Origin of the sequence: Cohaesibacter gelatinilyticus (assembly GCF_900215605.1) — a bacterium.
Taxonomy (GTDB): Bacteria; Pseudomonadota; Alphaproteobacteria; order Rhizobiales; family Cohaesibacteraceae; genus Cohaesibacter; species Cohaesibacter gelatinilyticus.
In genome coordinates this window covers 162,256-188,370 of record NZ_OBEL01000006.1, presented here as the reverse complement: position 1 = coordinate 188,370, position 26,115 = coordinate 162,256, and the positions used below count along the sequence as shown (strand labels likewise).

At 50.9% G+C, this 26,115-nt stretch carries 29 protein-coding genes; 22 read left to right on the top strand and 7 right to left on the bottom strand.

Features of this window, described 5'->3' with window-relative positions; translation table 11 throughout:
• Positions 1 to 110: 110 nt before the first annotated feature.
• The 5 genes from CRO57_RS20455 to CRO57_RS20435 all read left to right on the top strand — a co-directional run bounded on the left by CRO57_RS20455 (position 111) and on the right by CRO57_RS20435 (position 4,936).
• Positions 111 to 977, top strand: a complete 867-nt coding sequence (locus CRO57_RS20455) for a metal ABC transporter substrate-binding protein (RefSeq protein WP_280176202.1) — start codon at positions 111 to 113, stop codon at positions 975 to 977.
• Between the two features lie 4 nt (positions 978 to 981).
• The gene (locus tag CRO57_RS20450; protein ID WP_097155366.1) at positions 982 to 1,902 is read left to right on the top strand and encodes a manganese/iron ABC transporter ATP-binding protein; all 921 of its coding nucleotides are present in this window, start codon (positions 982 to 984) and stop codon (positions 1,900 to 1,902) included.
• Positions 1,895 to 2,788, top strand: a complete 894-nt coding sequence (locus CRO57_RS20445; protein ID WP_097155365.1) for a metal ABC transporter permease — start codon at positions 1,895 to 1,897, stop codon at positions 2,786 to 2,788. Before CRO57_RS20450 ends, CRO57_RS20445 begins: the two co-directional genes overlap by 8 nt.
• Complete coding sequence (locus CRO57_RS20440) at positions 2,785 to 3,642, top strand: metal ABC transporter permease (RefSeq protein ID WP_097155364.1); 858 nt, start codon at positions 2,785 to 2,787, stop codon at positions 3,640 to 3,642. The genes CRO57_RS20445 and CRO57_RS20440 overlap by 4 nt, the downstream gene beginning before the upstream one ends.
• A gap of 133 nt (positions 3,643 to 3,775) precedes the next feature.
• Positions 3,776 to 4,936, top strand: coding sequence for an iron-containing alcohol dehydrogenase (locus tag CRO57_RS20435; protein ID WP_097155363.1), 1,161 nt, complete (start codon positions 3,776 to 3,778; stop codon positions 4,934 to 4,936).
• Positions 4,937 to 4,943: 7 nt separating this feature from the next.
• Here the strand turns inward: CRO57_RS20435 and CRO57_RS20430 are convergent, their stop codons facing one another.
• On the bottom strand, positions 4,944 to 5,393 hold the full coding sequence (locus tag CRO57_RS20430; protein ID WP_097155487.1) for a YaiI/YqxD family protein: 450 nt from the start codon (positions 5,391 to 5,393) through the stop codon (positions 4,944 to 4,946).
• A gap of 123 nt (positions 5,394 to 5,516) precedes the next feature.
• On the opposite strand from CRO57_RS20430, the gene CRO57_RS20425 reads away from it, so the two are divergent.
• Together CRO57_RS20425 and CRO57_RS20420 are read left to right on the top strand one after the other, a co-directional pair.
• The gene (locus CRO57_RS20425; protein ID WP_097155362.1) at positions 5,517 to 5,813 is read left to right on the top strand and encodes a metal-sensing transcriptional repressor; all 297 of its coding nucleotides are present in this window, start codon (positions 5,517 to 5,519) and stop codon (positions 5,811 to 5,813) included.
• 56 nt (positions 5,814 to 5,869) lie between these two features.
• Positions 5,870 to 7,195 (top strand): MFS transporter, encoded by a 1,326-nt coding sequence (locus CRO57_RS20420; protein ID WP_097155361.1) that lies wholly within the window; start codon positions 5,870 to 5,872, stop codon positions 7,193 to 7,195.
• 15 nt (positions 7,196 to 7,210) lie between these two features.
• On the opposite strand, the gene CRO57_RS20415 is transcribed toward CRO57_RS20420, so the two are convergent.
• The 3 genes from CRO57_RS20415 to CRO57_RS20405 form a co-directional block, all read right to left on the bottom strand.
• Positions 7,211 to 8,269 (bottom strand): YeeE/YedE family protein, encoded by a 1,059-nt coding sequence (locus CRO57_RS20415; RefSeq protein WP_097155360.1) that lies wholly within the window; start codon positions 8,267 to 8,269, stop codon positions 7,211 to 7,213.
• 100 nt (positions 8,270 to 8,369) lie between these two features.
• Positions 8,370 to 8,702 carry an ArsR/SmtB family transcription factor gene (locus CRO57_RS20410; RefSeq protein ID WP_097155359.1) on the bottom strand — a complete coding sequence of 111 codons (333 nt, stop codon included), beginning with the start codon at positions 8,700 to 8,702 and terminating at the stop codon, positions 8,370 to 8,372.
• Positions 8,703 to 8,828: 126 nt separating this feature from the next.
• A complete protein-coding gene (locus CRO57_RS20405; RefSeq protein WP_170956188.1) occupies positions 8,829 to 9,227 on the bottom strand; it encodes a thioredoxin domain-containing protein in 399 nt (132 codons plus the stop codon).
• A gap of 91 nt (positions 9,228 to 9,318) precedes the next feature.
• Here CRO57_RS20405 and CRO57_RS20400 point away from each other — a divergent pair, with 91 nt between their 5' ends.
• The 13 genes from CRO57_RS20400 (at position 9,319) to CRO57_RS20340 (ending at position 20,755) form a co-directional block, all read left to right on the top strand.
• The gene (locus tag CRO57_RS20400) at positions 9,319 to 10,059 is read left to right on the top strand and encodes a cytochrome c biogenesis CcdA family protein (protein WP_097155358.1); all 741 of its coding nucleotides are present in this window, start codon (positions 9,319 to 9,321) and stop codon (positions 10,057 to 10,059) included.
• 50 nt (positions 10,060 to 10,109) lie between these two features.
• A complete protein-coding gene (locus CRO57_RS20395; protein ID WP_097155357.1) occupies positions 10,110 to 10,703 on the top strand; it encodes a thioredoxin family protein in 594 nt (197 codons plus the stop codon).
• 115 nt (positions 10,704 to 10,818) lie between these two features.
• A complete protein-coding gene (gene soxX, locus CRO57_RS20390) occupies positions 10,819 to 11,274 on the top strand; it encodes a sulfur oxidation c-type cytochrome SoxX (RefSeq protein ID WP_097155356.1) in 456 nt (151 codons plus the stop codon).
• 24 nt (positions 11,275 to 11,298) lie between these two features.
• Positions 11,299 to 11,721: a thiosulfate oxidation carrier protein SoxY gene (soxY, locus tag CRO57_RS20385; protein ID WP_097155355.1), complete on the top strand. Its 423-nt coding sequence runs from the start codon at positions 11,299 to 11,301 to the stop codon at positions 11,719 to 11,721.
• Between the two features lie 22 nt (positions 11,722 to 11,743).
• A complete protein-coding gene (gene soxZ / locus CRO57_RS20380) occupies positions 11,744 to 12,073 on the top strand; it encodes a thiosulfate oxidation carrier complex protein SoxZ (RefSeq protein WP_097155354.1) in 330 nt (109 codons plus the stop codon).
• Between the two features lie 27 nt (positions 12,074 to 12,100).
• A complete protein-coding gene (soxA, locus tag CRO57_RS20375; RefSeq protein ID WP_097155353.1) occupies positions 12,101 to 12,946 on the top strand; it encodes a sulfur oxidation c-type cytochrome SoxA in 846 nt (281 codons plus the stop codon).
• A gap of 105 nt (positions 12,947 to 13,051) precedes the next feature.
• Positions 13,052 to 14,749 carry a thiosulfohydrolase SoxB gene (gene soxB / locus CRO57_RS20370; RefSeq protein WP_097155352.1) on the top strand — a complete coding sequence of 566 codons (1,698 nt, stop codon included), beginning with the start codon at positions 13,052 to 13,054 and terminating at the stop codon, positions 14,747 to 14,749.
• A 23-nt stretch (positions 14,750 to 14,772) separates the two neighbouring features.
• Positions 14,773 to 16,041: a sulfite dehydrogenase gene (gene soxC, locus CRO57_RS20365; RefSeq protein ID WP_170956187.1), complete on the top strand. Its 1,269-nt coding sequence runs from the start codon at positions 14,773 to 14,775 to the stop codon at positions 16,039 to 16,041.
• Entirely contained in the window at positions 16,025 to 16,669 is a 645-nt protein-coding gene (locus tag CRO57_RS20360; RefSeq protein ID WP_097155351.1) for a c-type cytochrome, read from the top strand. Before soxC ends, CRO57_RS20360 begins: the two co-directional genes overlap by 17 nt.
• Before the next feature lie 295 nt (positions 16,670 to 16,964).
• Entirely contained in the window at positions 16,965 to 17,681 is a 717-nt protein-coding gene (locus tag CRO57_RS20355) for a c-type cytochrome (RefSeq protein WP_097155350.1), read from the top strand.
• Positions 17,682 to 17,711: 30 nt separating this feature from the next.
• Positions 17,712 to 18,980: an NAD(P)/FAD-dependent oxidoreductase gene (locus CRO57_RS20350; RefSeq protein ID WP_097155349.1), complete on the top strand. Its 1,269-nt coding sequence runs from the start codon at positions 17,712 to 17,714 to the stop codon at positions 18,978 to 18,980.
• 94 nt (positions 18,981 to 19,074) lie between these two features.
• Positions 19,075 to 19,527, top strand: coding sequence for a DUF302 domain-containing protein (locus tag CRO57_RS20345; RefSeq protein ID WP_097155348.1), 453 nt, complete (start codon positions 19,075 to 19,077; stop codon positions 19,525 to 19,527).
• Positions 19,528 to 19,702: 175 nt separating this feature from the next.
• Positions 19,703 to 20,755 (top strand): YeeE/YedE family protein, encoded by a 1,053-nt coding sequence (locus CRO57_RS20340; protein ID WP_097155347.1) that lies wholly within the window; start codon positions 19,703 to 19,705, stop codon positions 20,753 to 20,755.
• Between the two features lie 85 nt (positions 20,756 to 20,840).
• On the opposite strand, the gene CRO57_RS20335 is transcribed toward CRO57_RS20340, so the two are convergent.
• The 3 genes from CRO57_RS20335 to CRO57_RS25205 form a co-directional block, all read right to left on the bottom strand.
• Complete coding sequence (locus tag CRO57_RS20335; RefSeq protein ID WP_097155346.1) at positions 20,841 to 21,791, bottom strand: MBL fold metallo-hydrolase; 951 nt, start codon at positions 21,789 to 21,791, stop codon at positions 20,841 to 20,843.
• A 2-nt stretch (positions 21,792 to 21,793) separates the two neighbouring features.
• The gene (locus CRO57_RS20330) at positions 21,794 to 22,711 is read right to left on the bottom strand and encodes an MBL fold metallo-hydrolase (protein ID WP_097155345.1); all 918 of its coding nucleotides are present in this window, start codon (positions 22,709 to 22,711) and stop codon (positions 21,794 to 21,796) included.
• A 130-nt stretch (positions 22,712 to 22,841) separates the two neighbouring features.
• The gene (locus CRO57_RS25205) at positions 22,842 to 23,387 is read right to left on the bottom strand and encodes a PAS and helix-turn-helix domain-containing protein (protein WP_097155484.1); all 546 of its coding nucleotides are present in this window, start codon (positions 23,385 to 23,387) and stop codon (positions 22,842 to 22,844) included.
• A gap of 137 nt (positions 23,388 to 23,524) precedes the next feature.
• Here CRO57_RS25205 and CRO57_RS20320 point away from each other — a divergent pair, with 137 nt between their 5' ends.
• The gene (locus CRO57_RS20320; protein ID WP_097155344.1) at positions 23,525 to 25,069 is read left to right on the top strand and encodes a class I adenylate-forming enzyme family protein; all 1,545 of its coding nucleotides are present in this window, start codon (positions 23,525 to 23,527) and stop codon (positions 25,067 to 25,069) included.
• Positions 25,066 to 25,869: a 3-hydroxybutyrate dehydrogenase gene (locus CRO57_RS20315; protein ID WP_097155343.1), complete on the top strand. Its 804-nt coding sequence runs from the start codon at positions 25,066 to 25,068 to the stop codon at positions 25,867 to 25,869. Before CRO57_RS20320 ends, CRO57_RS20315 begins: the two co-directional genes overlap by 4 nt.
• Positions 25,870 to 26,115: the final 246 nt, after the last annotated feature.

The window sequence follows — 26,115 nt, the reverse complement described above, 5'->3', positions numbered from 1 at the left end:
CTTAAAAGCGTTTGACAGAGTTAGGTTTGCTGATAAGTTGGATGCCAGAAAATGTATGATTTTTGGAGATTGGTATGAATTGGTTGAAATCCGTCCTGGCGGGTGTGGCGATGGTCGCCAGCGTAAGCATGCCTTTTGGTGCGAGCGCGGTTGCAGCAGACAAGTTCAAGGTTGTAACTACATTCACCGTCTTTGCTGATATGGCTAAGAATGTTGCCGGGGATGCTGCTGTGGTGGAGTCAATTACCAAGCCCGGCGCCGAGATCCATAATTATCAGCCGACGCCGCGGGATATCCTTCGGGCGCAAGATGCGGATCTGATCATCTGGAATGGACTGAATCTGGAATTGTGGTTCAAACGCTTCTTTTCCAACCTGTCTGATGTGCCCAGTGTGGTTGCGACCGAAGGTATTGAACCTATGGGCATTGGGTCTGGTCCATATGAGGGCAAACCAAATCCGCATGCCTGGATGTCACCATCTGATGGTCTGATCTATGTCGATAATATTCGCAAAGCACTGGTGAAATATGATCCGGACAATGCTGACGTCTATAACGCCAATGCAAAAGCCTATAGCGAGCAGCTCAAAGCTATTGTTGATCCGATTCGGGCCAGTCTTTCCAGAATTCCGGATGAGAAAAAATGGCTGGTGACGAGTGAAGGGGCGTTTAGTTATCTGGCACGGGACTTTGATCTGAAAGAATTGTATCTGTGGCCGATCAATGCCGATCAACAGGGGACGCCAAAGCAGGTGCGTCGTGTGATTGATACCGTTCGTGCTGAGAAAATCCCTGTTATCTTTTCTGAGAGCACAGTCTCTGATAAAAGTGCAAAACAGGTAGCGGAAGAAACTGGCGCCCAATATGGTGGTGTGCTCTATGTAGACTCTCTTTCCGAGCCTGATGGGCCGGTTCCGACCTATTTGGATCTCCTCAAAGTGACCACCCAGACCATTGCGAACGGGTTGGTGGAATAAGATAATGCTAAAGCCGTTCTCAGATCTAAACCCCGACAATCGTGAGTTGGGCCTAGTCGCGGATAATATCACAGTTACCTATCGCAATGGCCATACAGCCTTGCGGCAGGCAAGCTTCTCTATTCCGCAAGGCTCCATCACTGCGTTGGTCGGGGTGAATGGATCTGGAAAATCGACCCTCTTCAAGTCCTTGATGGGATTTGTTCCTCTGGCGACCGGCTCCGTCTCCATTTTGGGAATGAGTGGTGCCGAGGCCCTCAAACGCAATCTGGTTGCCTATGTTCCTCAGGCCGAGGAAGTGGATTGGAATTTTCCGGTTCTGGTGGAAGACGTGGTGATGATGGGCCGTTATGGCCATATGGGTTGGTTACGCATTCCGTCTCGCAAAGACCATGAAATGGTTCAGGATGCGCTGGAGCGGGTGAATATGGCTGACTATCGCAAGCGCCAGATCGGCGAATTGTCCGGTGGTCAGAAGAAACGTGTTTTCCTTGCGCGGGCCCTGGCTCAGGAGGGCAAAGTCATTTTGCTGGACGAGCCATTTACCGGCGTGGATGTGAAAACCGAAGATCAGATTACCGCTCTGTTGCGTGAGTTGCGCGAGGAAGGACATGTGATGCTGGTCTCCACTCATAATCTGGGCTCCGTCCCTGAATTTTGTGATCGCACGGTTCTCATCAATCGAACTGTGCTGGATTCCGGTCTCACCAAGGACGTCTTTACGCAGGCCAATTTGGAAAAGACCTTCGGTGGTGTCTTGCGTCACTTCATTCTGGGTGGCTCGGAATTGCATGACGATGATGATAGTCGTCAGGTAACGGTGATCACTGATGATGAGCGTCCGTTTGTTGTCTATGGCGAAGCTGATGATGGTGCGAGCGAGAAGGGTAAGGTCGATAAGCCGCAAGAGGCTCGGTATGATTGATCTGCTCCTTGAGCCTTTTGCCTATCGTTATATGGTCAATGCCATGGTGATCAGCGCTTTGGTCGGTACGATCTGTGCTTTTCTGTCAGCCTATTTGATGCTGAAGGGCTGGTCGTTGATTGGTGATGCGCTGTCGCATTCTATTGTTCCCGGCGTTGCCGGTGCTTATATGCTGGGGCTTCCTTTCTCGCTTGGGGCTTTCCTGGCTGGTGGCTTGGCTGCCATCTCCATGCTGTTTCTCAATCAGCGAACCAAGTTGCGCGAAGATGCGATTATTGGATTGATCTACACGTCCTTCTTTGGTCTTGGGCTGTTCATGGTCTCGTTGTCTCCGACCTCGGTGAATATTCAGACGATTGTCCTGGGCAATATTCTGGCCATTACAAAGAGTGACTCCTTTCAGCTCTTGCTGATCGGTGGCGTGACACTGGTGATTTTGTTCTTCAAATGGAAGGACCTGATGGTGGCCTTCTTTGATGAGAATCATGCGCGCTCCATTGGTCTGAACCCGGATATGCTGAAGGTCCTGTTCTTTACTTTGCTCAGTGCATCTACTGTTGCAGCGTTGCAGACGGTAGGCGCTTTCCTTGTCATTGCGATGGTGGTAACGCCCGGAGCGACGGCCTATTTGCTCTGTGATCGGTTTCCGAAACTGATTTCTGTAGCAATCGCCATTGGCGCCGGGACTGGCTTTTTCGGGGCCTATTTCAGCTATTTTCTGGACGGAGCAACTGGTGGCATCATCGTTGTGTTGCAGACCTTGATCTTCCTCGTCACCTTTGTCTTTGCTCCGAAATATGGCCTGTTGGCTTCTCGCCAAAAAGCCAGAGAGGCATTGAATGAGCAAGTCATGGATCAGGTTGATGGACAGGAGCGCGCATCATGAGCGAATGGTTTGACCTGGCTTTGATGCCTTTCCAGTTTCCTTTCATGCAAAAAGCCTATCTGGCAGTCATTCTGGTCAGCTTTCCCATGGCTCTATTGTCTTGCTATGTGGTGCTGAAGGGCTGGTCCTTGATGGGGGATGCGATTGCTCATGCTGTCTTCCCCGGCGTGGTGATTGCCTATCTTCTCAATATTCCTTTCCTGATCGGGGCGTTTGCTGCGGGCATGTTCTGCGCCATCTCCACCGGCTTCTTGAAAGAGAATAGCCGGGTCAAGGAAGATACGATCCTTGGCATTGTTTTCTCCGGCATGTTTGCATTCGGTATCGTGCTTTATTTGAAGATCGAGACAGATGTTCATCTGGATCACATCCTCTATGGCAATATGCTTGGAGTGTCCTATGCTGATCTGCTACAGGCGGCCATCATCGGGCTCATTTGCGCAGGATTTGTGCTGATCAAACGTCTGGACTTGCTTGCGCTTTCCTTTGATGAACAGCATGCACGGGCTATTGGACTACCGACGCGCTGGCTCCATTATGGACTGCTGGCTGCGATTTCCCTGTCTGTCGTTGGGGCTTTGTCTACCGTTGGTCTGATCCTGTCCATCGCCTATCTGATAGCACCAGGTGCTGTGGCTTTTCTCTTCACCAGAACCTTCCGTTCCATGCTTCTGATTGCCTCAATCGTTGCCATTGGCTGTAGTGTGGGCGGTGTCTATTTGAGCTTCTGGCTGGATAGCGCTCCAGCGCCGACCATTGTACTTTTGATGAGTGCTGTTTTTGTCTTTGCCTTTGTTTGGGCTATTCAAAAGACCAAGGCAGCCAGCAAGGTGATGGTGGAAGCTGCGAGCTAAACTTTTAGTATTGCTGATGAAATTAGAGACCTTTGCGGTTCGTGCTGCAAAGGCCTTCTGTATTTTTGCTGTCTTGCCTGTGCTGCGACATTCTGTCTAGACTTCTTCCCAAGATTAGAACAGGGGGAACACCATGCCCGGGGCATTCACATTTAACAGCACCAAATCCATTTTATGCGAGCCGGGCGTTGTAGCAGGGTTGGGGCCGCGTTTGGTTGCGGAGTTTGGCCGTAAACTTCAAATCGTCACAGATAAGGGATTGCTCGCTGCCGGTCTGGTTGAGCCGCTTTGTCGTTCGATCCGTGAGGCTGGCGGTGAGTATGTGATCTTTGATGATGTGGTAGCGGATCCTCCGGCCAATCTGGTGCTGGCGGCGCAACAGCAGGCTCGGGATGATGACGTTGAGGCTGTTATCGGTCTTGGCGGTGGATCTTCGCTGGATGTGGCCAAGCTCTCAGCTTTGCTGGCTAAAAGTGATGAGCAGCTTGATGACATTTACGGTGTTGGGATGGTCAAGGGAGAACGATTGCCCTTGGTGTTGATCCCGACTACAGCGGGGACCGGGTCGGAGGTGACGCCCATTTCTATTATCACCGTGGGAGAAACCGAGAAAAAAGGCGTGGTGTCACCGTTGATCCTGCCTGATCTGGCGGTGCTGGATGCCAGTCTGACAATTGGGCTGCCACCGCATGTGACAGCGGCTACCGGGATTGATGCCATGGTGCATGCGATTGAGGCCTATACATCGGCATCCATCAATAACAATCCGATTTCTCGTGGTCTGGCACAGCAAGCCTTGCTGTTGCTTGGTGCCAATATTGTTTCGGCGGTGAAGGATGGCACAGATCCGCAAGTACGATCTGACATGTTGCTTGGCTCATTGCTGGCAGGGCAGGCCTTTGCCAATAGCCCGGTCGCAGCTGTACATGCCTTGGCCTATCCTATCGGGGGGATCTTCCATGTGCCGCATGGTCTATCGAACGCGCTGGTTCTGCCCCATGTGATGCGCTTCAATATGCCCGCCTGTGGCAAGGCTTATGCGGATCTGGCTCCATTGATCTTTCCTGACCTTGGCAGCGCAGCGCATGATCGCCGTTGTGAGGCACTGATCGACCGATTGGCGGCTTTGGCGGAAGATCTGGGATTGGAAACCCGCCTGCGAGAGGTTGGTATCGACGAAGGGGATCTGCTTCGTATGGCAAGCGATGCCATGTTGCAGACCCGTCTGCTGGTCAACAACCCACGTGAAGTGTCAGAGGCAGAGGCCTTGGCGATCTATCAGGCGGCTTGGTAGGATAGTTTTAGCCGCGTTTTAGCTTCGAAATCGCCTCATGAAGGCTTGAGAGGAAACGGGATCGATCTTGCTTGGAAAACGGAGCAGGGCCGCCGGTGACCTCTCCCCACTCGCGTAAATCGGACATCAGATTTCGGGTGGCGACCGCATTGCCGATGGAGCTTTCTGTAAAGGCCTTGCCAGTGGGGGCCAATACAGTGGCGTTTTTCTCGATACAGCGTTGGGCCAGCAAGATATCTGCCGTGATGACGACTGATGCCTCTGTGCAATTTTCGGCGATATAATCGTCAGCCTTATCTGCGCCATCGTCTACCTTGATGAAGCGAATATCCTGATCTCTGGGAAACCGCATCCATTGATTGGCTACCAATAGAACCGGAATATCGTGCCGTTCGGCCACTTTATAGACTTCTTCCTTTACCGGACAGGCATCGGCATCGACATAGATTTCGGGCATTTCAGATATATTTTCCTCAGATATCAATCGTTTGATCATAGAAAGCTGCCCGCTTTTTGCAAGTGAGAATTGCGGGTGTTGGTGATCTTGACTCATCCTCCCTAGGGGGATAAATTCGAAGTCATGTCACATGATCACTCCCATCTTCATCCGAACCATCCCAAAATTGCCAAGCGTCTGAAGCGTGCGCAGGGGCATTTGCGTCATGTTATTGATATGATTGAACAAGGTAATCCTTGTCATGACATTGCTCAGCAATTGTTTGCAGTGGAACGAGCTATTGCCAATGCAAAACGAACTCTGATTCAGGACCATATTGATCATTGCCTGGAAGCTAGCTTGCACCCCGGTAATGAAGGTGGGGGGGATGATGCCCGTCAGGGGATCGAAGATTTCAAGGCCATTACGAAATATCTCTAACTCCCATTTTTAGAGAGGTTTTGAGTGAGAAAAAGTCAGATTTGCATGAGGACTCAATGTTGCAAATTTTAAAACATCGTCAGTTTGCGCCGCTCTTTCTGGCTCAATTGGTGGCATTGTTTGGCACCGGTTTGGCTACGGTGGCGCTTGGTTTGCTTGCTTTCGATCTGGCCGGAGAAAAGGCAGGTCTGGTTCTGGGTTTGGTCTTTACCATCAAGATGGTGGCGTATGTGGGAATTGCGCCGATTGCCGGGGCGTTTGCAGACCGTTTGCCAAGACGCAAGATGCTGGTGATGCTGGATCTGGTGAGGGCAGGAGTGGCCATGATGCTGCCGTTCGTGGCTGAAGTCTGGCAGATTTTTGGCCTGATCTTCCTGCTACAAGCTGCTTCTGCTGCCTTTACCCCGACGTTTCAAGCGTCCATTCCGGATATTTTGCCAGATGAGCAGGACTATACGAAAGCGCTCTCGCTCTCTCGTCTGGCTTATGATCTGGAAAGTCTGCTGAGCCCGATGCTGGCGGGCGCTGTTTTGCTATTCTTTGCTTATCAGGCGTTGTTTGTGGGCACGATCATTGGATTTGTAGCCTCAGCGCTGCTTATTTTTTCTGTTGCTCTTCCCAATCCCAAGCCGTCGGAACCACGGGGTATCTATGAGCGAACGACCCGTGGGATCTGGATCTATCTGGCAACACCGCGCCTTCGTGGATTACTGGCGCTGTGCATGGCCGTATCAGCCATCGGCTCCATGGTTCTGGTGAATAGTGTTGTTCTGGTGCGGGAAACGTTGGGTTTGGCGGATGTGCATGTGGCCTATAGCTATGCCGCCTTTGGGGCCGGATCCATGATTGCGGCATTGTCGCTGCCGCGCTTGCTGGACAGGCTTCTTGATCGACAAGTGATGTTAAGCGGCGTTGCCATCCTGATTTTGGCTCATGGAGCTCTTATCACAGTTATGATGCTCGGACAGTTTTCTTTTGTAAGTCTACTGATTGGCTGGCTGTTCATTGGCGTTGGCTATTCCGCAATTTTGACGCCATCAGGGCGGTTGCTGCAGCGCTCCTCTCACCCGGAAGATCGTCCTGCTGTCTATGCTGCGCAGTTTGCACTGTCCCATGCTTGTTGGTTGATTTGCTATCCATTGGCGGGTTGGATGCAGACATCAATGGGGAGTGAAGTCACCATGTCGGTTCTGACTGTGATTGCTCTTTCTGCTGCGCTTGTTGCGACTCAGCTGTGGCCTGCGGACGCAGAGCGGGTGATCGAACACAGTCACGATGATTTGCCGCCAGATCATCCGCATCTGAAAGACAGCCATGGCCATGTGCATAGCCATGTCTTCGTGGTGGATGATTATCATGTGCAATGGCCGGGCAGACCATAAGGGCTTTGCCGTGTTTTAGACGGGGCGAGCGAAACCGACCATGAGCTGGCGGAGACCAAGGGCTGCACCGGCCATCAAGGAGAGCAAGGTAACAGGGCCGCTATAGGCCAGCAGTGAAATGGCTGAGAGGCCTTGGCCAATGGAGCAACCTACAGCAATAACTGCACCGACACCCATCAGGCCTGCACCAATGATCTGACGGCGCAATTCACGGGGATCTTCGCACGCTTCCCAACGGAAATGGCCTTTGATCATGCTGCCAATGAAAGCGCCAATCCAGACACCAGCAACTGAGCCTACACCAAATGTGAGGGAGGTGCCGGATGCGGTCATGGCATAGAGGATTGTTTCACCAATAGGGCCTGAGAAAGTGTGTGAGACAACGGGATTGGCCTCGAAACTCTCCGTATAGAGCCATTGGGTGCTAGCCCAACCCGATACCACTGCCAGACCGACAATGGCTCCCCAGAAAATTGTTGATGGTTTTTGACGCACATGCCTCGGAGCGGCTGTGGCAATCAGTACAACAATTCCTATCAGAATACCTATCACGGAGCTGCTCAGCCCAATAAGCTCCGACAAGCTGGTGGCGAAGGATGGCAGGCTGTCTTCGACTTGATTGACCGGAAAGAGCCAGATGCGAATATAGGCCAATGGTCCTGAAATTGTCATATAGGCGCTGATGCCCATAACGATGACAATGACAAAGGCGCGGAGATCTCCACCGCCAAGACGAGCGAGAGCGCCATAACCACAATTGCCGCAGATAGCCATGCCATAGCCAAACATGAGGCCTCCAACGATGCTCTCCAGCGGGTTCCATTGCTGGCGCAGATAGGTGGCATTTTGTAGTTGCAATGCGTCAAAGTGAACGAGGGAAAAGGTGCCGATGATGGCAATGCCGATGGCAATACCCCACATGCGCAGACGAAGATCGGAGCTGGAATAGAAATAGTCTTCAATAGCGCCTAGAGTGCAGAAGCGTCCCAATCTGGCGGCCAATCCAAGCAGGATGCCACCAGCAAGGCCAGCATAAGCCAATAGAAATTCGTGGCTGAGTAACAGCTCCATCATTGCCAGATTTCCTCCCCTCTCGAAAATCGAGAAAACCGGGCGTTTGTTTTTATTCGCCTCGGCTCAAATCGTAACTCGACAAAAGAAGTTACGATCAGGTCTAATCCCTGCAGAAGAGTTCATAGACCACTTCCATTATTTGTTTGGAACGGTCATCGGTCAAGCGATAATAGATTGATTTGCCTTCTCTGCGTGGTGTGATCAACCCTTCCAGGCGCAATCTGGAGAGTTGTTGAGAGACAGCTGCCTGACGAGCGGACAAGAGATCCTCAAGCTCGGTGACTGATTTTTCACCGGTGACCAGGTGGCAGAGAATCATCATTCTTCCCTCATGCCCTATCGCTTTCAGGAAATTGGAGGCACGGGTGGCGTTGCTCTCCATCTTTTCCATGTCGCTTTCAAGCATATTCTCGTGGAAGACTGGCAGTGCCATAGAAATTCCTCAAGCCGTCTACAGAGTATCTCGCATCATCTGGAATTCAGTTGATGCTCTGATCTTAGTTTGTTGCGAATCCGTCTTTGAGAAGTTCTACAACTTTTCTGGGATGCGCTGTCAAGTTCAGTTATCGCCAGATGTCTGCTTTTTATCAATCGAAGCGAGGATTTGTGCCAATAACCCCCAGAAGAAGTCTTCTCCGGGATAGCCTTCAATGCGGCCTTTCTCTTTGCCATCCTTCAGAAGTACAAAGGTTGGGGTATAATGCAAACCCCGATTGACCTGTACATCCTGCGGAAGAGGATCTGAAATATCTATGCGACGCAACGGGGCTCTTTTGCCTTCATCGCTTTTGGGGTAGATCGGACCAATCTCACGCAACCATTGTTCGCACCAGACGCAGCCTTCTTCCTCGACCATGACCAGTTCAAGCTTTGAGCTGTCCGAGGCCCGGGCAGATGAAATCATGGATGACAGTGTGATCATCACCATCATCAGAATGGAGGAGACTAGTGTTTTCATATTTAACCTTGCGCAAGGCTCGTATTGACGTTGTTCTAACACATAATATAATTTGAATGTGTGAATTATACAAGTTGTCTTGGAGGCTCTGGTGCTGGAAGTCACTCTTTTCGGGGCAGTAATAGCGGGGTTGCTGTCATTTTTATCTCCCTGCATTTTGCCAATTGTCCCTTTTTATCTGTCCTATCTGGCTGGAGTGGGAATGAACCAGATTTCCGCCGAGGCTGAGATTGATGCCGCGGTACGCCGCAGAGCGGTTCTTGCCGCGCTTTGCTTTTCGGCCGGAATCTTGACCATCTTCATGGGGCTGGGGGCAGCTGCCTCTGCATTTGGACAGATGGTACGTGAATATTTTGATATTCTACGCTGGGTGGCCGCTGCAATCATCATTGCCATGGGGCTACATTTTCTTGGCGTCATACGAATAGGATTTCTCTATCGACAATTCAGGAGCGATGCGGGCAGCACCAAGCAAGTGGGGTATATCGGGGCTTTTGTCATTGGTCTTGCTTTTGCGTTTGGCTGGACCCCCTGTGTCGGACCGGTTCTGGCTTCCATATTGTTCATGGCGGCAGGGACGGACACGGCAGGTCAGGGTGTCTGGTTGCTGGGAGCCTATGGTGCAGGCATGACCGCTCCCTTTGTTCTGGCGGCTCTCTTTGTTGGCCCTTTCATGGCCTGGATGATGAAATTCCGCAAACATCTCAGTCTGATGGAGAAGATCATGGGAGCATTGCTAATTGTTTTTGGGCTTTTGATTGCCACCAATTCAGTGAATGTGATTGCACAATGGATGCTCGAGGTGGTGCCCGGTTTTACAAGTTTAACCTAGAAATTCAGGTTTTCAATTCGGTGCTATTCATTTCTTTGGGAGGAGAAACTATGAGGATTTTGGATCAGACGAAGGCGCTTTTCATTGTTGGCGCAATATGTCTTGGAGCGCTTGTTACGACGCCATTAGCAACCAATGCTGCCAGTGTTGGAGATGATGGCCTGCATAAGCAGACGTGGATGCGAGATACATTCAAGGATTTGCGTGAGGATCTGGAGGAAGCCACAGCGGAAGGAAAACGGCTGATGGTGATGATCGAGCAACGCGGCTGTATCTATTGCAAAAAAATGCATGAAGAGATCTATCCGATTCCCGAAATTTCTAATTTTATCGAGGAAAATTTCTTCGTTGTGCAGATCAATATGTTTGGAGATGTCGAAGTAACCGACTTCGATGGCACCACAATGTCTGAAAAAGACATAGTAAAAAAGTGGGGGGTGTTGTTTACCCCAACCGTGATGTTTTTTGGAGAAACCGCTCCGGAATCGAAGCCTGCAAACCAGCTCGTAGTCGCGCAAATGCCTGGTGCATTTGGGAAAATGACGACGGAGGATATGTTGCGCTGGGTTGTTGAAAAAGGGTATGCGGGAGAGGAGTCTTTCCAGAAATATCATGCTCGAATGATAGCTTCGCGAAAAAAATAATTGCCAAACTGTCGCACCTCACACATTATGACATTCAATTAATTGAATTTGTTATCGGGTGACCAGAGAAAAAATACCCGGAGCAAATCCATAATAATTGAGAGGGAGGACCAATATGAAGAGACCAGTTTTGGCATTATCTGCCCTGCTTATCGGGGCTGGCGTTGCCACAGCAGAGCCCACTCCGGCAGGCAAGGTTCAGTTTGAAGAGGGAGCCGTGAAAGCGTCTCTGACCGGTCAAGCTGGTGATGTCGCAAATGGGCGAAAGGTCTTTAAAAATCGCAAGCTCGGCAATTGCCTGGCCTGTCATGCCAATTCGGATATGAAAGACGAGCTGTTCCACGGGGAAGTTGGTCCAACTCTGGACGGTGTTTCTGATCGTTGGACGGAAGCCGAGTTGCGCGGGATTGTGACCAATTCCAAGAAGACATTTGAAGGCAGCATCATGCCATCTTTTTATGTCGTCGATGGTATTGGGCGACCTTTGAAAAAGTTTGCGGGCAAGTCCATTCTCTCCGGCCAACAGGTTGAGGATGTTGTTGCCTATCTGATGACACTGAAAGAACAGTGATCCACCCACTATTGGAGAATTAAGATGAAGCTTACCCGTAGGGAAGTGCTGGTGCTTGGATCAGGAGCCGTTGTGGCAGCCAGCATGGTTAGCCTTCCAGCTTTTGCTTCCACCGTAGAGGAAGATATCAAGACGCTGATTGGCGGCGCTGAAGTAAAAGAGGGCGGTATTGATCTGTCCGCTCCGGAAATTGCCGAAAACGGTAACACTGTGCCGGTTGAAGTCGATGCAGAAGGTGCTGAGAGCATCACCCTGTTTGCTGCTGGTAATCCAACCCCTGCAGTGGCGACCTTCAAATTTGGTCCTCTGAGCCCATCTCAGTCTGCTTCTACCCGTATCCGTTTGGCCAAAACCCAAGACGTGGTTGCTATTGCAAAGATGAAAGACGGTTCATTCCGTCGTGCATCCACCACTGTCAAGGTAACCATCGGCGGCTGCGGCGGCTAAGCAAGATCAGGAGAATAGAAGAATGGCTAAAGGTGTGAAACCTCGCGTGAAGGTTCCGAAAAAAGCTGAAGCAGGCGAATCCATTACGATCAAATCCCTGATCAGTCACAAAATGGAATCCGGTCAGCGCAAGGGTAAGGACGGTAAGCTCATCCCACGTTCAATCATCAATCGTTTCACTTGTGACTTCAATGGTCAGAATGTGATTGATGTTACTATTGAACCTGCGGTTTCGACCAATCCGTACTTTCAGTTTGAAGCAAAAGTGCCAGAGGCAGGTGAGTTCCATTTCACCTGGTATGATGACGACGGATCAGTCTACGAGGCGAAGAAAAAAATCAAAATCGCCTAATCGTAGCTTTCTTGGGAGGACCACCGCATGGAAAAGACTTCATTCCTGCTTTCAATGATGGTAGCGGCAGCTTTTGCCGCTACTGCCTCAATCGCTCAGGCTGATGAGAGTGCCAGCCTGGAGATTGAAGGCGAGACCTTTGTTACGAAAACAAAAGCGCCAGCTCATGCCGAGAATCTGGACGAAATCTATTCGGGCTGGGTTTTTCGTGCAGATGAAACACAAACTTTGCAGACCGATGATTTTGACAATCCGGGTTTCGTTTTTGTCGATACAGCAATGGATCTGTATGAAGAAGTGGATGGAACTGCTGACAAGGCTTGCTCCAGCTGTCACGAGAATGTCGAAGACTTCAAAGGCCTGCGCGCCGCAATGCCACGTGTGAAAGATGGCAAAGTGCAGACCATGGAAGAGATTATCAACAATTGCCGTACGGAACATATGGGCGCCAAGGCTTGGAAATGGTCAGGAACCCAGATGAGTTCCATGGTTGCCTATATCGGTTTGCAGTCACGAGGCATGCCTGTGAAGGTTGCTATTGATGGTGATGCGAAGCCAATCTGGGAACAGGGCAAGAAGTTGTACTACAGTCGTTTTGGCCAGTTGGATATGGCATGTTCCAATTGTCATGAGGACAATTATGGCAACATGATCCGCGCAGACCATCTGTCTCAGGGCCAGATCAATGGTTTCCCGACTTATCGTCTGAAGAATGCCAAGCTGAATTCCATCCATGGCCGCTTTAAAGGTTGCATGAAAAATATTCGTGCCGAGCCTTTCAAGGAAGGGTCTGATGAGTTCAAAGCTCTGCAGCTTTACCTTGCCAGTCGTGGGGCAGGTCTGACGGTGGAAACCCCGTCTGTAAGAAACTAGTCAATGTGAGATGTCCCGTGTTGCCGGTGGCAGCACGGGACTTTTCGTAACTAAACAAATTCAAAAATGCGCATATGTCGCATTAAGACTTCAGGATAATGGCTGATGATTTCCCGTCGCGATTTTCTCCAGGTAAGTATGGCAGCTGCATCGCTTTATGGTCTGTCGGGCTTTGGCGCCTGGGCCAAAGTTGCTGCCCAGCAAGCCCTGACCCAAGACCAGCTTTTGGAATTTGACACATTTGGCAATGTTTCCATCATTCACGTGACTGATATTCATGCCCAAATGATGCCAATCTATTTCCGTGAGCCGGAAATCAATATCGGTGTCGGGTCGAACAAGGGTCATGTACCGCATCTGACAGGGGCAGATTTCCGCAAAGCTTATGGCGTTGGTGAGGGTACACCTGCTCAATATGCACTGACCTATGAAGATTTCTCCTCCCTTGCCAAGAGTTATGGCAAGGTTGGTGGTTTGGATCGCGTTTCCACCATCATCAATTCCATCCGCGCGGATCGTCCTGATGCCTTGCTGCTGGATGGTGGTGATACCTGGCATGGCTCGCTGACCTGTTACAAGACAGAAGGTCAGGACATGGTCAATGTGATGAATGCATTGAAGCCGGATGCCATGACCTTCCATTGGGAATTTACTCTTGGTTCCGAGCGTGTGAACGAGATTGTGGAAGGTTTGCCTTTTGCGGCTCTTGGTCAAAATATCTTTGATGCCGAGTGGGATGAGCCTGCCGAACTGTTCAAGCCATACAAATTCTTTGAGCGTGGCGGCGTGAAGGTTGCCGTTATCGGTCAGGCATTTCCTTATATGCCAATCGCCAATCCGCGCTGGATGTTCCCTGAATACAGCTTCGGTATTCGTGACGAGAATATGCAGGAAATGGTCGACGAAGTTCGCGCTGCTGGTGCTGAATGCGTGGTCTGCCTGTCTCACAACGGTTTTGACGTGGACAAGAAAATGGCGTCTCGTGTCAAGGGTATTGATGTCATCCTGTCTGGTCACACCCATGATGCGTTGCCGGAGCCAGTGCTGATCGAGAAAACCTATATCGTGGCATCTGGCTCCAATGGCAAATTTGTCAGCCGTATCGATCTGGATATTCGCAATGGCAAGATGATGGGCATCAAGCATAAGCTGATCCCGGTCTTCTCTGATGTGATTGCACCGGATCCTGTCATTACCAAACTGATTGATGAGCAGCGGGCACCATACAAGAAAGAATTGGAAGAAGTGATCGGCAAGTCCGATAGCCTTCTTTATCGCCGTGGCAACTTCTCTGGTACCTGGGATGATCTGATTTGTGAGGCTCTGATCGAAGAGCGCGAAGCAGATATTTCCATGTCACCGGGCGTGCGTTGGGGACCAAGCATTCTGCCAGGTCAGGATATTACCCGTGAGGATCTGTTCAACGTGACCTCCATGTCCTATGGCGAAGCCTATCGCACCAAAATGACTGGCGAGTTCATCCATGTGATTTTGGAAGATGTGGCCGACAATATCTTCAACCCGGATCCATATTACCAGCAAGGCGGTGACATGGTTCGGACCGGTGGTTTGAATTTCACCTGTGATATTTCCAAACCGCAAGGCAAGCGTATTTCTGATCTGACGCTGACCAAGACTGGCGAGAAGATAGAAGCTTCCAAGGAATATTGGGTTGCCGGTTGGGCCAGCGTGAACGAAGGCACCGAAGGGCCGCAAATCTGGGATGTTGTAGAGAGCTTCATCCGCAAGAAAGGGACTGTGAGCGTCTCAGGGGAGAGCAACGTCAAGGTTGTTGGCGTTTGAGGACGAGGAAGGAGACATAATTTATGTCTGTAATTTTTAAAGGCAAAAAGCCATCGCGTCGCGCCTTTATGAAAGGTGCGCTCGCCACCAGCGCAGGAGCCCTTTCTACAGGGGCTGCACTTGCTGCCGGTGAGAAGGTGATTACCGAAGTTCAGCCTTGGAATAGCGAGCTTGGTGATGGTGTGGATGTGATGCCATATGGCAAGCCATCCGAGTTTGAAGAGCATGTGAAGCGTCGCACGGTTGAGTGGTTGACTGCGGATCCGGTTTCTTCCATCAACTTTACTCCGTTGCATGAGCTGGACGGCATCATTACGCCGAATGGTCTGGCCTTTGAACGCCATCATGGCGGCACTGCGCATATCGATCCAAAAGAACATCGTTTGATGATCAACGGTCTGGTTGATCGTCAGTTGGTTTTCACCATGGAAGATCTGATGCGCTTCCCGCGTGAGAACCATGTCTACTTCCTGGAATGCGCGGCCAACTCCGGTATGGAATGGCGTGGTGCACAGCTCAATGGCTGTCAGTTCACACATGGCATGATCCACAACGTCATGTATACCGGTGTGAAACTGCGTACGCTTTTGGAAGAAGCAGGCGTCAAACCATCCGGTAAATGGTTGCTGGCAGAAGGTGCTGATGCATCTGGTATGACCCGCTCCATTCCAATGGAAAAAGCGCTGGATGATTGCCTTGTTGCCTTCAAGATGAATGGTGAAGCACTACGTCCTGAGCAGGGTTATCCTGTTCGTCTTGTTGTTCCCGGTTGGGAAGGCAATATGTGGGTGAAATGGCTACGCCGTCTGGAAGTGGGTGACCAGCCTTGGCATCACCGCGAAGAGACCTCCAAATATACTGATTTGCTTGAGAATGGTAAGGCCCGTCGCTTTACCTGGGAGATGGATGCAAAATCCGTCATTACCAATCCAAGCCCGCAGGCACCATTGACCCATAAGAAGGGGCCGACTGTCATTACAGGTCTTGCCTGGTCAGGACGCGGTACCATCCCGCGTGTGGATGTGACCATTGATGGTGGCATTACCTGGCATCAAGCGCGGATTTCCGGACCGAGTCTGGATAAATCCATGCATCGTTTCTATTTCGAGTTTGACTGGGATGGAAAGCCATTGCTGCTGCAGAGCCGTGCTCATGACAGCACCGGTTATGTCCAGCCGACCAAAGATCAGTTGCGTAAACATCGCGGTGTGAACTCCATCTATCACAATAACGGCATCCAGACCTGGGCGATTGACGAAGAAGGGAAAGCGGAAAATGTCGAAATTTCTTAAAGCATTTGTCGTTGCCTCCCTGTTGGCAACGCCTGCGGTTGCTGCAGGTAAATATGGCCTTGGTCGTGAGGCTACGCCGGATGAAGTGAAAGCCTGGGACATTGATGTGCGTCCTGATGGCACCGGTCTGCCAAAAGGCAAGGGCAATGTGGAGATGGGCGAAGAATTGTTCATCGACAATTGCGCTTCCTGCCATGGTGACTTTGGTGAAGGTGTTGATCGCTGGCCGGTTCTTTCGGGTGGTCACGGTTCGTTGAAAGATGAGCGTCCTGTCAAGACAATCGGCTCCTACTGGCCGTATGCTTCTACCTTGTTCGACTATATCCAACGGGCGATGCCTTTTGGTGCGGCTCAGACGCTGGAACCGGATGAGGTCTATGCGATTACTGCCTATCTTCTGAACATGAATGATGTGGTGGATGATGAGTTTGAGCTCAGCGATGAGAATTTCAAAACCATCAAGTTGGAAAATGAAGAAAACTTCTTCATGGATGATCGCGCCGACAAGGAACTCAAGGAGTTTACCGGTGAGCCTTGCATGAAAGAATGCAAGAAAAGTGTTGAGATCACCAAGCGTGCCGTCATCGTGGATGTGACACCGGAAGAAGGTGGCGGGGCTTTGGAATAAAGCTGTCATCGGAAGTATCTGATCGGCGGGCGCGGTTCTGCGACTGCCGATCAATAGCCATGAGTTTTGACCAAGGAGGGATGGGCAAGGCAATTGGCGGGTTTGAAAGATGTCGGGGGATGTCTTTTCGACCTTTTGGAGGATTTGGCAGGTTGGATGGCTTCGTAACTGACCAGGCAATCTGCCAAATCTCTCCGCACCGGTAACGAGAATTTCAGGGGGGAGTGCCACATTGTCTTGGGCACAATATTCGACCAGACATGTCAGGCGTTCAACAATAATAGGATCTGCAGTTATGGTGAGCGGCTTGCGTCTTTTTCTGATGGTTTCGATCGGAATTTTTCTCGGTTTTGGGCAACCGGCTTTTGCAGTTGAGTTGGGCGACAAGGAAAAAGGACGCAAGCTTTTCAAAAAGTGCAGGGCTTGCCATCAGATTGGCAAGGGTGCCAAGAACAGGGTTGGTCCTCATCTGAACATGCTATTTGGCCGTCGCGCCGCTTCCATTGAGGGTTTCAAATATTCCAAGGGGATCAAGCGGGCCGCCGCTGGCGGACTTGAATGGCATGCTGATAATCTGTCTGCCTATATTGAGAATCCAAAAAATCTGGTTTCCGGCACCCGTATGAATTTTCGAGGCATGAAAGATCCGCAAGACCGCGAGGATCTACTTGCTTATCTGCGCACATTCTCAGACAATCCTGCTGATATTCCGGAAGCCGATCCGACTACATCAGATGCTGGCCATGATCTGGATCCGGCTATCCTGGCGCTGAAAGGTGACCCGGAATATGGCGAATATCTATCGGGTGAATGTACGGCTTGTCACCAGACGAGTGGTCAGGATGATGGCGTGCCGTCCATTGTGTCCTGGCCGGAAGATGACTTTGTAATGGCGATGCATGCTTACAAGAAGAAGGTGCGCAAGCACCCGGTCATGCAGATGATTGCAGGGCGGCTGTCAGATGATGAAATTGCATCTCTGGCAGCGTTTTTTCGCGATGTAGAAAACTGATTTCGAAGAATTGATTAGGGAGGAAATGATATGAAACTAAACAGACGTGTATTTATTGGTGGTGCTGCAGTTGCTGCATCTACACTTGCGGCGCCGCAGGTCTTTGCAAAGGGAAATGGAAAACCCAAGGTGGTTGTGATTGGCGGCGGCGCTGGCGGTGCAACGGCTGCCCGTTATCTGGCAAAGGATAGCAAGGGGGCATTGGATGTAACTCTGATCGAGCCAAGCCGCAGCTACTATACCTGTTTCTTTTCCAACCTCTATATCGGTGGGTTCCGCGATTTGAGTTCCATTGCCCATTCTTATGGAACACTGGCATCTGGTTATGGCATCAATGTTGTTCATGATTGGGCTATTGGTGTGGATCGGGAGAAGAAGGTGGTTAGCCTGGCCGGTGGTGCGCAAGTGCCGTATGACAAGTTGATCATTTCTCCGGGGATTGATTTTGTTTCTGGCGCTGTCGAAGGATGGGATGTTTCAGCCCAGAACAAAATGCCTCACGCGTATAAGGCCGGATCTCAAACCGAGTTATTGAAAGCTCAGTTGATGGCCATGCCTGCTGGTGGTGTCTTTGCCATGGTGGCTCCACCAAACCCATTCCGTTGCCCTCCCGGGCCATATGAGCGGATTTCCATGGTGGCGCATCTGCTTAAGCAGCACAATCCAACCGCCAAGATTCTGATCGCTGATCCGAAGCCCAAATTCTCCAAGATGGCATTGTTCCAGGAAGGTTGGAACAATCATTATGAAGGCATGGTCGATTGGGTGGGACCTGATTTTGGTGGCGACAAGGTGTCCGTCAATGCCGATGAGATGACCGTTTCCATTGATGGGGAAGTGACCAAGGTAGATGTCTGCAATGTGATCCCGGCCATGAAGGCTGGACGTATTGCTGAACTGGCTGGTGTATCTGATGGCCGTTGGGCTCCTGTGAATGCCAAGGATATGTCGTCCAAGGCTGACAAGGATGTTTATGTGCTGGGTGATGCAGCCATGCAAGGTGACATGCCAAAGTCCGGCTTTGCAGCGAATAGTCAGGCCAAGGTTTGTGCCAATGCCATTCGTGGTGAATTGACCGGTTCCAAAGTCTTTCCGGCGAAATTCTCGAATACCTGTTGGTCATTGATTGACACTGACGATGGTGTCAAGGTCGGTGCAAGCTACAAGGCGACCGATGAGAAAATTGCCAAGGTCTCGGGTTTTATTTCTAAGACTGGTGAAGATGCTGCCACCCGTGCGAACAATTACAAGGAATCGCAGGGCTGGTATGCTGGCATCACCAAGGACATGTTCGGCTAAGCAACCATTTGTCGGGGCGGCGCTTGGTATGAGTGCCGTTCTGATCGGGATTCAAGAAGATAACTGTCCCTCAATCAGTAAAAGGAATTGAACAATGAAAAAGTCAGCAAGCCTCAAAATTCTGGGAGCTGCTTTGGGTTTGGCGCTTGGTGCCAGTGTTGCCCAGGCAGGTGAGGCAGCAAAGACCTATGCCTTTGATGGTGCATTTGAAGATGCAACTTTTGGCATTGAAAGTGCGATTGTCGATAAAGGTTTGGTGATTGATTATGTCAGCCATACCGGTGATATGTTGAATCGTACTGCCAAAGATGTCGGCTCTTCCAAGCCTATCTTTGAAAAGGCAGATATCTTTCTCTTCTGCTCGGCTGTTCTCTCCCGCAAGGTGATGGAAGCAGATCCAGCCAATATTGCTTATTGCCCTTACAAGGTGTTTGTCACCAAACGTGATGGCAAGGTGGAAATTGGTCACCCTGTCTATCCTGAAGGACCAATGAAGGAAGTTGAAGCCTTGCTTGCTGAAATTGCAAACAAGGCAATCTCGGAATGATTTTTGAGATTTGAGCGGACGGATTTCGCTTGGACAGGCAAGTATCCCGGATTTGCCTGTTTGGGACACCGAGTAGCGCGCCCATTGAGGGGCGGGTGCGCTATTTCATCATCTCTTCTTTGTCGTATGGTCGGAATGTCGGAACGATTTTGAGGAGTGCGAAGGGACTGGGCTTATGTTGGAAGCCATAATTGACCAACTCGGTGATAGCACCGTGATGATGCTGGTCGGACTTGTGATTGGACTGGTATTTGGAGCCGCTGCGCAACATTCCAGATTTTGTTTGAGGGCTGCGATCGTCGAGACAGCCGGACGGAAATTGGGAGCCAAACTGGCGCTTTGGTTATTGGCCTTTTCTGCTGCCGTGATGTTTGTTCAGGCGGCAATTTTCTTTGAATATCTTGATGTTTCCGACGCGCGGCAATTGTCGGCTACCGGTTCCATGTCCGGTGCGATTGTTGGTGGTCTGATGTTCGGCATCGGCATGATTTTGGCGCGAGGCTGTGCCAGCCGTTTGCTGGTACTGTCGGCTACCGGTAATTTGAGGGCGATGGTGACGGGGCTTATTCTGACTTTGGTTGCTCAGGCCTCGTTGCGCGGTTTCATGGCGCCGGTGCGTGAGACCGTGGGTGGGCTCTGGCTGGTTGATGGCGGTGAAGCACGCAATCTGTTGCATGTTTTCTCGCTTGGGCATGGATTGGCCGCTCTGATCTCTCTGGCAGTTCTGGGCTTTGCAATCTGGTTGGCCAAACAAAAATCTGTCAGACTGACCCATGGTATTGGCGCTGTTCTGGTTGGCTTTGCTGTCTCTTTGGGGTGGGTTTTAACTTATCAGGTTGCTCAAGTTTCCTTTGAGCCGATCAGCGTGCAGTCTGTCAGTTTTACCGGGCCATCCACCGATACTCTGATGGCTTTGGTCAATGAGCGCGAAATTGTGTTTACCTTTGGGCTTGGTTTGGTACCAGGCGTGTTTCTGGGGTCTGGCTTGATGGCATTGGCAACAGGGGAATTCGAGATACAGCGCTTTGGGCCAGAAACCAAGATGGAGCGTTATTTCCTAGGGGCTTTCCTGATGGGGTTTGGTTCCATGCTGGCTGGTGGTTGTGCCGTTGGTGCAGGGGTGACTGGTGGTGCGGTTTTTGCCATTACTGCCTGGGTGGCAATTTTCTCCATGTGGATGGGTGGTTTGTTGACCCAATGGTTGGTGGATCGATCTTCTATGGCGTAGGAGATGCTCAAGTGATCAAAGAAGCCGGGCAATCATACGATTGCCCGGCTTCTTTTGGTGATGAATTATGGGTTCTGGATCTTGCTTACTCGAATTCCATCTGCTCGTAGACGCGGCCAGCATTCTTTGTCGCCAGCTCGTCGAAGGTATCGAGATTTTTATAGGGGCTTTGGTCGACATAATAGGCGTCGGCCAGTGTGCCATCATTTTCCAGATGCTCACCGATTTTGCCGCGCAAATATTCCAGATAGCCTTTGGTGTAGCGACGTACCTGGGCCATGTTCGTTGGGTGACCATGACCGGGAATGACGTAGGTGGCATTCAGTTTTTCGAACTCATTGTCCCATGTTTCCAGCCAGTCAGCTGTCATCGTGTGCTCGAAGATTGGCAACATGCGTTCGTGGAAAGCCACGTCACCAGAGATCACCATGCTTTGCTTCGGTAACCAGACCACAATATCGCCAGGGCTGTGAGCAGGGCCAAGATAGCGTGCCTCAATCTCGAAACTGCCCATGGTGACCTTATAGTCCTCATCAAATGTTTCAGTCGGGCCAACAAGCGTTGTGCCTTTTGCTTTTTCCTTGTTCAGGCGTTTCATATTGGCAAGTGATTGCTGACCATATTCTTCAAATTCTGCTGCGGCTTCGCTATGAGCCACGATTTTGACACCCTGTTCTGCCCAATAACTGTTGCCAAGCATGGCATGGCCCTGGCCATTTTCATTAAAAACAAGTTTGACTGGTTGGTCCGTAACCTGCTTGATCTCTTCGTGCAGGGCTTTAGCCAACACATACGCGCCGCCACCATTGATGACCACGACCCCTTGACCGGTGATGATGAAACTCAAATTGTTGTTATGGCCGGAATTCTCATAGGTTGGAGGGGCCGTCGCACCAATAGCGGAAAAGACATTTGGGATGACTTCCACCGGTTTTGAATAAAGTGGTGAAGCGGGATATTGATCAGCGATATCTTCGCTGGCCTGTAGGACAGTGGTGCAAAGGGCGAAGGCAGCGGTCAGCAATAGCTTTTTCATGATCAGGCCTCGGAAATGAATTGATAGGAATTGTCTTTTCGCTCGCAACGACCAATTCCACCATTTGGCAGATGGAAGCCGATGAGCTGCATTTTATCGGTCGTGATCTTGTCCAGCAGAGCTATGCGCGTTTTCGCACCCGTTTCCGGATCCTGATCGGAGCCTGAATGCCAGTCCGGGCGTTCGAAGGCAACATGATGATTCACGATGGAGTCGCCAACAATCATTGCAGCATCCGAGCCGCTTCTGACTTCAAAAGCCATATGACCGGGCGTGTGGCCGAAGCTTGCATGGGCGGCAATGCCAGGCAGGATTTCTTCTCCATCCTTGAAAAAGCTGACCGCGTCTTCAATGGCGCTGAGACGATTTTTGGCTCCGACAGCGAATGCCTGACGAGAAGGTTCGATTGAGTTGACCGTTTCAGGATTCATCCAATATTCCCATTCTGTCTTGCCGATCATATGGGTGGCATTGGGAAAAACCGGATCGTCGAAGTCATCAAGCAATCCCCAGATATGATCGGGGTGAGCGTGGGTGAAGATCACATGAGTGATGTCATCAACGCTCAGATCTGTTCCTTCCAGACTTTCAAGGATTTTACCTGCAGTTGGCATGAAGTTGGAGCCGGCTCCGACGTCAAAGAGGACCTTGTTCTCGCCGGACTGAACCAGGGTTACATTGCATTCTGGCACCACACGCTTGCGATCAAGGCTGTATTTTTCCAGAATAGGCGCGAGTTCGTCCTGAGGCAGATGGCCATAGACCATGTCGCCAGGCAGGCCCAATGTACCGTCGCTCAGGGTGGAGATTTTGGTGTTACCCAAAGTAAGGCTGGCATGGACCAGATTGGGGATCAGGGATGTCAGGGCAAGGCCTCCGGCCATTACTCCTGTTGTTTTCAGAAAATCACGTCTATGCATGGTAATGGTCCTCACCTGAACATATTCAATTATGTTAATGTATTACAAATTGTCGCAGGCTGGCAATGGTAGTTTAGAAGATTCGCAAGCTTGTTGATGGAGGCCGGGTGAGGAAAGGAATTTCTTTGATTTACAAGGGAATGCCTGCCAAGTGCGCCACCAACTCTAGAGAATTGCGGGCATTGAACTTTTCCATAAGGCGGGCGCGATGGACATCGACAGTGCGGGGAGAGATATCGAGTGCTCGAGCGATTTCCTTGCTGGTTTGGCCCTCAGACAGAAGCGTTGCGACTTGCCGCTCGCGTTTGGTCATCTGGGTGATGGAGCGTGTATTGGAGATATCAGCAAAGGACCAGATGGCTTGATTATAGGGTTGGTCCGGCGTGAGGGATTGCCCGCGAACTCGACACCAGAAATGTGTCCCATCACGGCGCTGCATGATGCGTTCGTCATTATAGCGGCCATCCTGGCTCATTTTCGAAAGGCCCAGTTCACCTATTTTGAGGAACTCCTCGCTGGTGGGATAGAGCTGTGACAGGCTTCTGCCAGTCAGATCCGTGCATTCATAGCCGAACATTTCCGCAAAGCGCAGATTGGCTTGCTGAATTACCCGATCTTTGGTCACAATTAAGCCGACGGGGGCGTGGTCAAAGGCGAGAGTGGCTAGGTCCTGCATATCATTTGGCATTTTTAGGTAATCTCACGGATCCATAGGCTAGATCGTGGTGGTTAGTCTTCGACCATACAATAAGAACAGACTTTGGCAATCCAATCCTGTACAGATCCAGGATTGCCTTGGGGAGGAGAGAATAGATGAACCCGGCAAGTTGGTTAGATCGAGCGGCTAGACGATGGCCAGAGGCTCCGGCCCTGTTCTGGGGAGAGAAGCAGATCGCCACTTATCGAGATTTTGATCGAGCTGCTGGTGCGATTGGCAAGGCTCTTGCTGATAAGGGTGTGAAGGCTGGGGATCGGGTTGGTGTCTTCATGAGCAACCGGCCAGACTATCTGATTGCGCTTTATGGCATCTGGTATCTGGGAGCCGTGGCGGTTCCTATCAATGGCAAATTGCACGTGAAGGAAGCAGGCTGGATTTTGAAAAATGCCGAGGCTTCCTGCGCCTTTGTGTCTGATGATATTTCAGATGGATTGGAAGCTTTGACCTCCAGTTCTGGTTGCTCCTTGATATCTGTCGATCAGGATGAGTTTGCAGCCATGAAGCAAGGAGTGTCGCTCCCTGCGCCTGCCATCGTCGAACAGGACGATATGGTCTGGCTTTTCTATACATCGGGCACGACTGGCACACCTAAGGGTGTGATGATGTCTGCAGGCAATATTGCAGCCATGGCCTCTGCCTATTTCTTTGAGGTGGATGAAGTTGAGCAAGGCGATGCCATTCTGTATGCCGCGCCCATGTCTCACGGAGCGGGCATATACAACTTCATGTTCGTCATGAAGGGCGCACGGCATGTTGTGCCACCTTCAGGCGGGTTTGATGCCCGTGAAATTCTGGAGCTTTCTCCGAAAATCGACAATGTCGTCATGTTTGCAGCCCCCACCATGGTGCGGCGTCTGGTGGATGTTGCCAAGCATAGTGGTCAGACCGGGGAGGGCATCAAGACCATCATCTATGCCGGTGGGCCGATGTATTTGGCTGATATTTTGGATGCGGTGGATGTGATGGGGCCGCGCTTTGTTCAGATTTACGGGCAGGGGGAATGCCCGATGGCGATCACCGCCCTTAGCCGTGCGGATGTCAGTGATCGTGACCATCCTCGAGCAATGGAGCGTTTGGCGTCGGTTGGTCTGGCGCAATGCTTTGTCGAGGTCAGGATTGTCGATGAAGATGGACAAGAGCTGCCAGCAGGTCAAATTGGCGAGATTGTCGTCAAGGGATCTCCGGTCATGCTCGGCTATTGGCGTAATGAGAAAGCCACGCGCGAGACGATCAAGGATGGCTGGCTCTGGACGGGTGATATGGGCCGGGCTGATGAAGATGGCTATATCACCATGCAAGATCGCTCCAAGGATATGATCATTTCCGGCGGCTCCAATATCTATCCGCGTGAGGTGGAAGAGGTGCTGCTAACCCATCCGTCCGTCAGAGAAGCAGCTGTTGTCGGCCAAAAAGACGAGGAATGGGGAGAAGTGGTCGTCGCCTTTGCCTCTGTATTTGAGGGAAAGAAAGTCAATGCTGCCGAGCTCGACAAGCTTTGCCTTGATGCTATTGCGCGTTTCAAACGACCGAAGTGCTATCTCTTCCTCGAAGATCTTCCCAAGAACAATTACGGCAAGATTTTAAAGACCGAATTGCGAGAGCGTTTGGAGACCATGGATAAGGAAGGATCTGAAAGATGAGTGATCTGAGCGGAAAAATTGCGCTGGTAACGGGATCAGTTCAGGGCATTGGATTGGCCATTGCCAAGAGCTTTGCTGATGCAGGTGCCAGCATTGCTCTGCATGGTCTGGCTGACGAGACGCAGATTGCGGCGGCAAAGTCAGAACTTGAGCAAACCGGGGCGGGCGAGGTTCGTTTCTTTGATGCGGATCTACGTGATGTTGCTGCCATCGATGCCATGATGGATGAGATCGAAGCATGGGGTGGTGCCGATATTGTCGTCAATAATGCGGGCATCCAGAAGACGGCCAGTCTTGCTGATGTGGAGCCTGCGCTTTGGGATGCGATCCTCTCGGTCAACCTCTCCGCTGCTTTTCATGTCATGCGCCGTGCCATGCCGGGGATGGCGGACAAAGGTTTTGGTCGGGTGATCAATATCGCCTCCGTCCACGGATTGGTGGCTTCCATTGATAAAGCGCCATATGTGTCCGCCAAGTTTGGGCTTGTCGGGCTAAGCAAAGTGGCAGCTTTGGAATATGCCAATAAGGGCAGCAAAAAGTCCGGTGGCGTGACGGTCAATTGTATCTGTCCCGGCTGGACCGAGACTGTGCTTATTGAGCCGCAAGTTGCGGCGAGGGCCGAGTTGTTTGGTGGGGATCGGGATGCTGGGGTTGCTGATCTCTTGAAAGAAAAGCAACCATCGCAGCGAACGTCAGATCCTTCCGAGATTGGTGCTCTGGCTTTGTGGCTCTGCTCACCGATTGCCCATAATGTGACGGGTACCTCCATCCCTGTTGATGGTGGATGGACATCTCAATAGATTATTGGAATGAACATAAGTGGAGAGGCCGAAAGGCCTTTTCTGCTTCAAATTGTCTCTCCCTGAAATTTCAGGGGAAGGAGCATGCGGCGACGGCTTGCTAATTATTTTATCTTTTAAGTCATTGAAATTGCTTTCTTTTGTATCTTTACCATAAGGACATGTCTGGTTGTTGACGAGGGTGACAAAAATCTTAACAAAGCGTAAAGTTGCAACGAATTGAAAATACAGTGCGACTTGTTTTGA

Bases quoted from the DNA above. Each gene is read 5' to 3' on its own strand.
- CRO57_RS20455 (WP_280176202.1), top strand. From the start codon at position 111: ATGGTCGCCAGCGTAAGCATGCCTTTTGGTGCGAGCGCGGTTGCAGCA.
- CRO57_RS20450 (WP_097155366.1), top strand. From the start codon at position 982: ATGCTAAAGCCGTTCTCAGATCTAAACCCCGACAATCGTGAGTTGGGC.
- CRO57_RS20445 (WP_097155365.1), top strand. From the start codon at position 1,895: ATGATTGATCTGCTCCTTGAGCCTTTTGCCTATCGTTATATGGTCAAT.
- CRO57_RS20440 (WP_097155364.1), top strand. From the start codon at position 2,785: ATGAGCGAATGGTTTGACCTGGCTTTGATGCCTTTCCAGTTTCCTTTC.
- CRO57_RS20435 (WP_097155363.1), top strand. From the start codon at position 3,776: ATGCCCGGGGCATTCACATTTAACAGCACCAAATCCATTTTATGCGAG.
- CRO57_RS20430 (WP_097155487.1), bottom strand. From the start codon at position 5,393: ATGCCCGAAATCTATGTCGATGCCGATGCCTGTCCGGTAAAGGAAGAA.
- CRO57_RS20425 (WP_097155362.1), top strand. From the start codon at position 5,517: ATGTCACATGATCACTCCCATCTTCATCCGAACCATCCCAAAATTGCC.
- CRO57_RS20420 (WP_097155361.1), top strand. From the start codon at position 5,870: ATGTTGCAAATTTTAAAACATCGTCAGTTTGCGCCGCTCTTTCTGGCT.
- CRO57_RS20415 (WP_097155360.1), bottom strand. From the start codon at position 8,269: ATGATGGAGCTGTTACTCAGCCACGAATTTCTATTGGCTTATGCTGGC.
- CRO57_RS20410 (WP_097155359.1), bottom strand. From the start codon at position 8,702: ATGGCACTGCCAGTCTTCCACGAGAATATGCTTGAAAGCGACATGGAA.
- CRO57_RS20405 (WP_170956188.1), bottom strand. From the start codon at position 9,227: ATGAAAACACTAGTCTCCTCCATTCTGATGATGGTGATGATCACACTG.
- CRO57_RS20395 (WP_097155357.1), top strand. From the start codon at position 10,110: ATGAGGATTTTGGATCAGACGAAGGCGCTTTTCATTGTTGGCGCAATA.
- soxX (WP_097155356.1), top strand. From the start codon at position 10,819: ATGAAGAGACCAGTTTTGGCATTATCTGCCCTGCTTATCGGGGCTGGC.
- soxY (WP_097155355.1), top strand. From the start codon at position 11,299: ATGAAGCTTACCCGTAGGGAAGTGCTGGTGCTTGGATCAGGAGCCGTT.
- soxZ (WP_097155354.1), top strand. From the start codon at position 11,744: ATGGCTAAAGGTGTGAAACCTCGCGTGAAGGTTCCGAAAAAAGCTGAA.
- soxA (WP_097155353.1), top strand. From the start codon at position 12,101: ATGGAAAAGACTTCATTCCTGCTTTCAATGATGGTAGCGGCAGCTTTT.
- soxB (WP_097155352.1), top strand. From the start codon at position 13,052: ATGATTTCCCGTCGCGATTTTCTCCAGGTAAGTATGGCAGCTGCATCG.
- soxC (WP_170956187.1), top strand. From the start codon at position 14,773: ATGTCTGTAATTTTTAAAGGCAAAAAGCCATCGCGTCGCGCCTTTATG.
- CRO57_RS20360 (WP_097155351.1), top strand. From the start codon at position 16,025: ATGTCGAAATTTCTTAAAGCATTTGTCGTTGCCTCCCTGTTGGCAACG.
- CRO57_RS20355 (WP_097155350.1), top strand. From the start codon at position 16,965: ATGGTGAGCGGCTTGCGTCTTTTTCTGATGGTTTCGATCGGAATTTTT.
- CRO57_RS20350 (WP_097155349.1), top strand. From the start codon at position 17,712: ATGAAACTAAACAGACGTGTATTTATTGGTGGTGCTGCAGTTGCTGCA.
- CRO57_RS20345 (WP_097155348.1), top strand. From the start codon at position 19,075: ATGAAAAAGTCAGCAAGCCTCAAAATTCTGGGAGCTGCTTTGGGTTTG.
- CRO57_RS20340 (WP_097155347.1), top strand. From the start codon at position 19,703: ATGTTGGAAGCCATAATTGACCAACTCGGTGATAGCACCGTGATGATG.
- CRO57_RS20335 (WP_097155346.1), bottom strand. From the start codon at position 21,791: ATGAAAAAGCTATTGCTGACCGCTGCCTTCGCCCTTTGCACCACTGTC.
- CRO57_RS20330 (WP_097155345.1), bottom strand. From the start codon at position 22,711: ATGCATAGACGTGATTTTCTGAAAACAACAGGAGTAATGGCCGGAGGC.
- CRO57_RS25205 (WP_097155484.1), bottom strand. From the start codon at position 23,387: ATGCAGGACCTAGCCACTCTCGCCTTTGACCACGCCCCCGTCGGCTTA.
- CRO57_RS20320 (WP_097155344.1), top strand. From the start codon at position 23,525: ATGAACCCGGCAAGTTGGTTAGATCGAGCGGCTAGACGATGGCCAGAG.
- CRO57_RS20315 (WP_097155343.1), top strand. From the start codon at position 25,066: ATGAGTGATCTGAGCGGAAAAATTGCGCTGGTAACGGGATCAGTTCAG.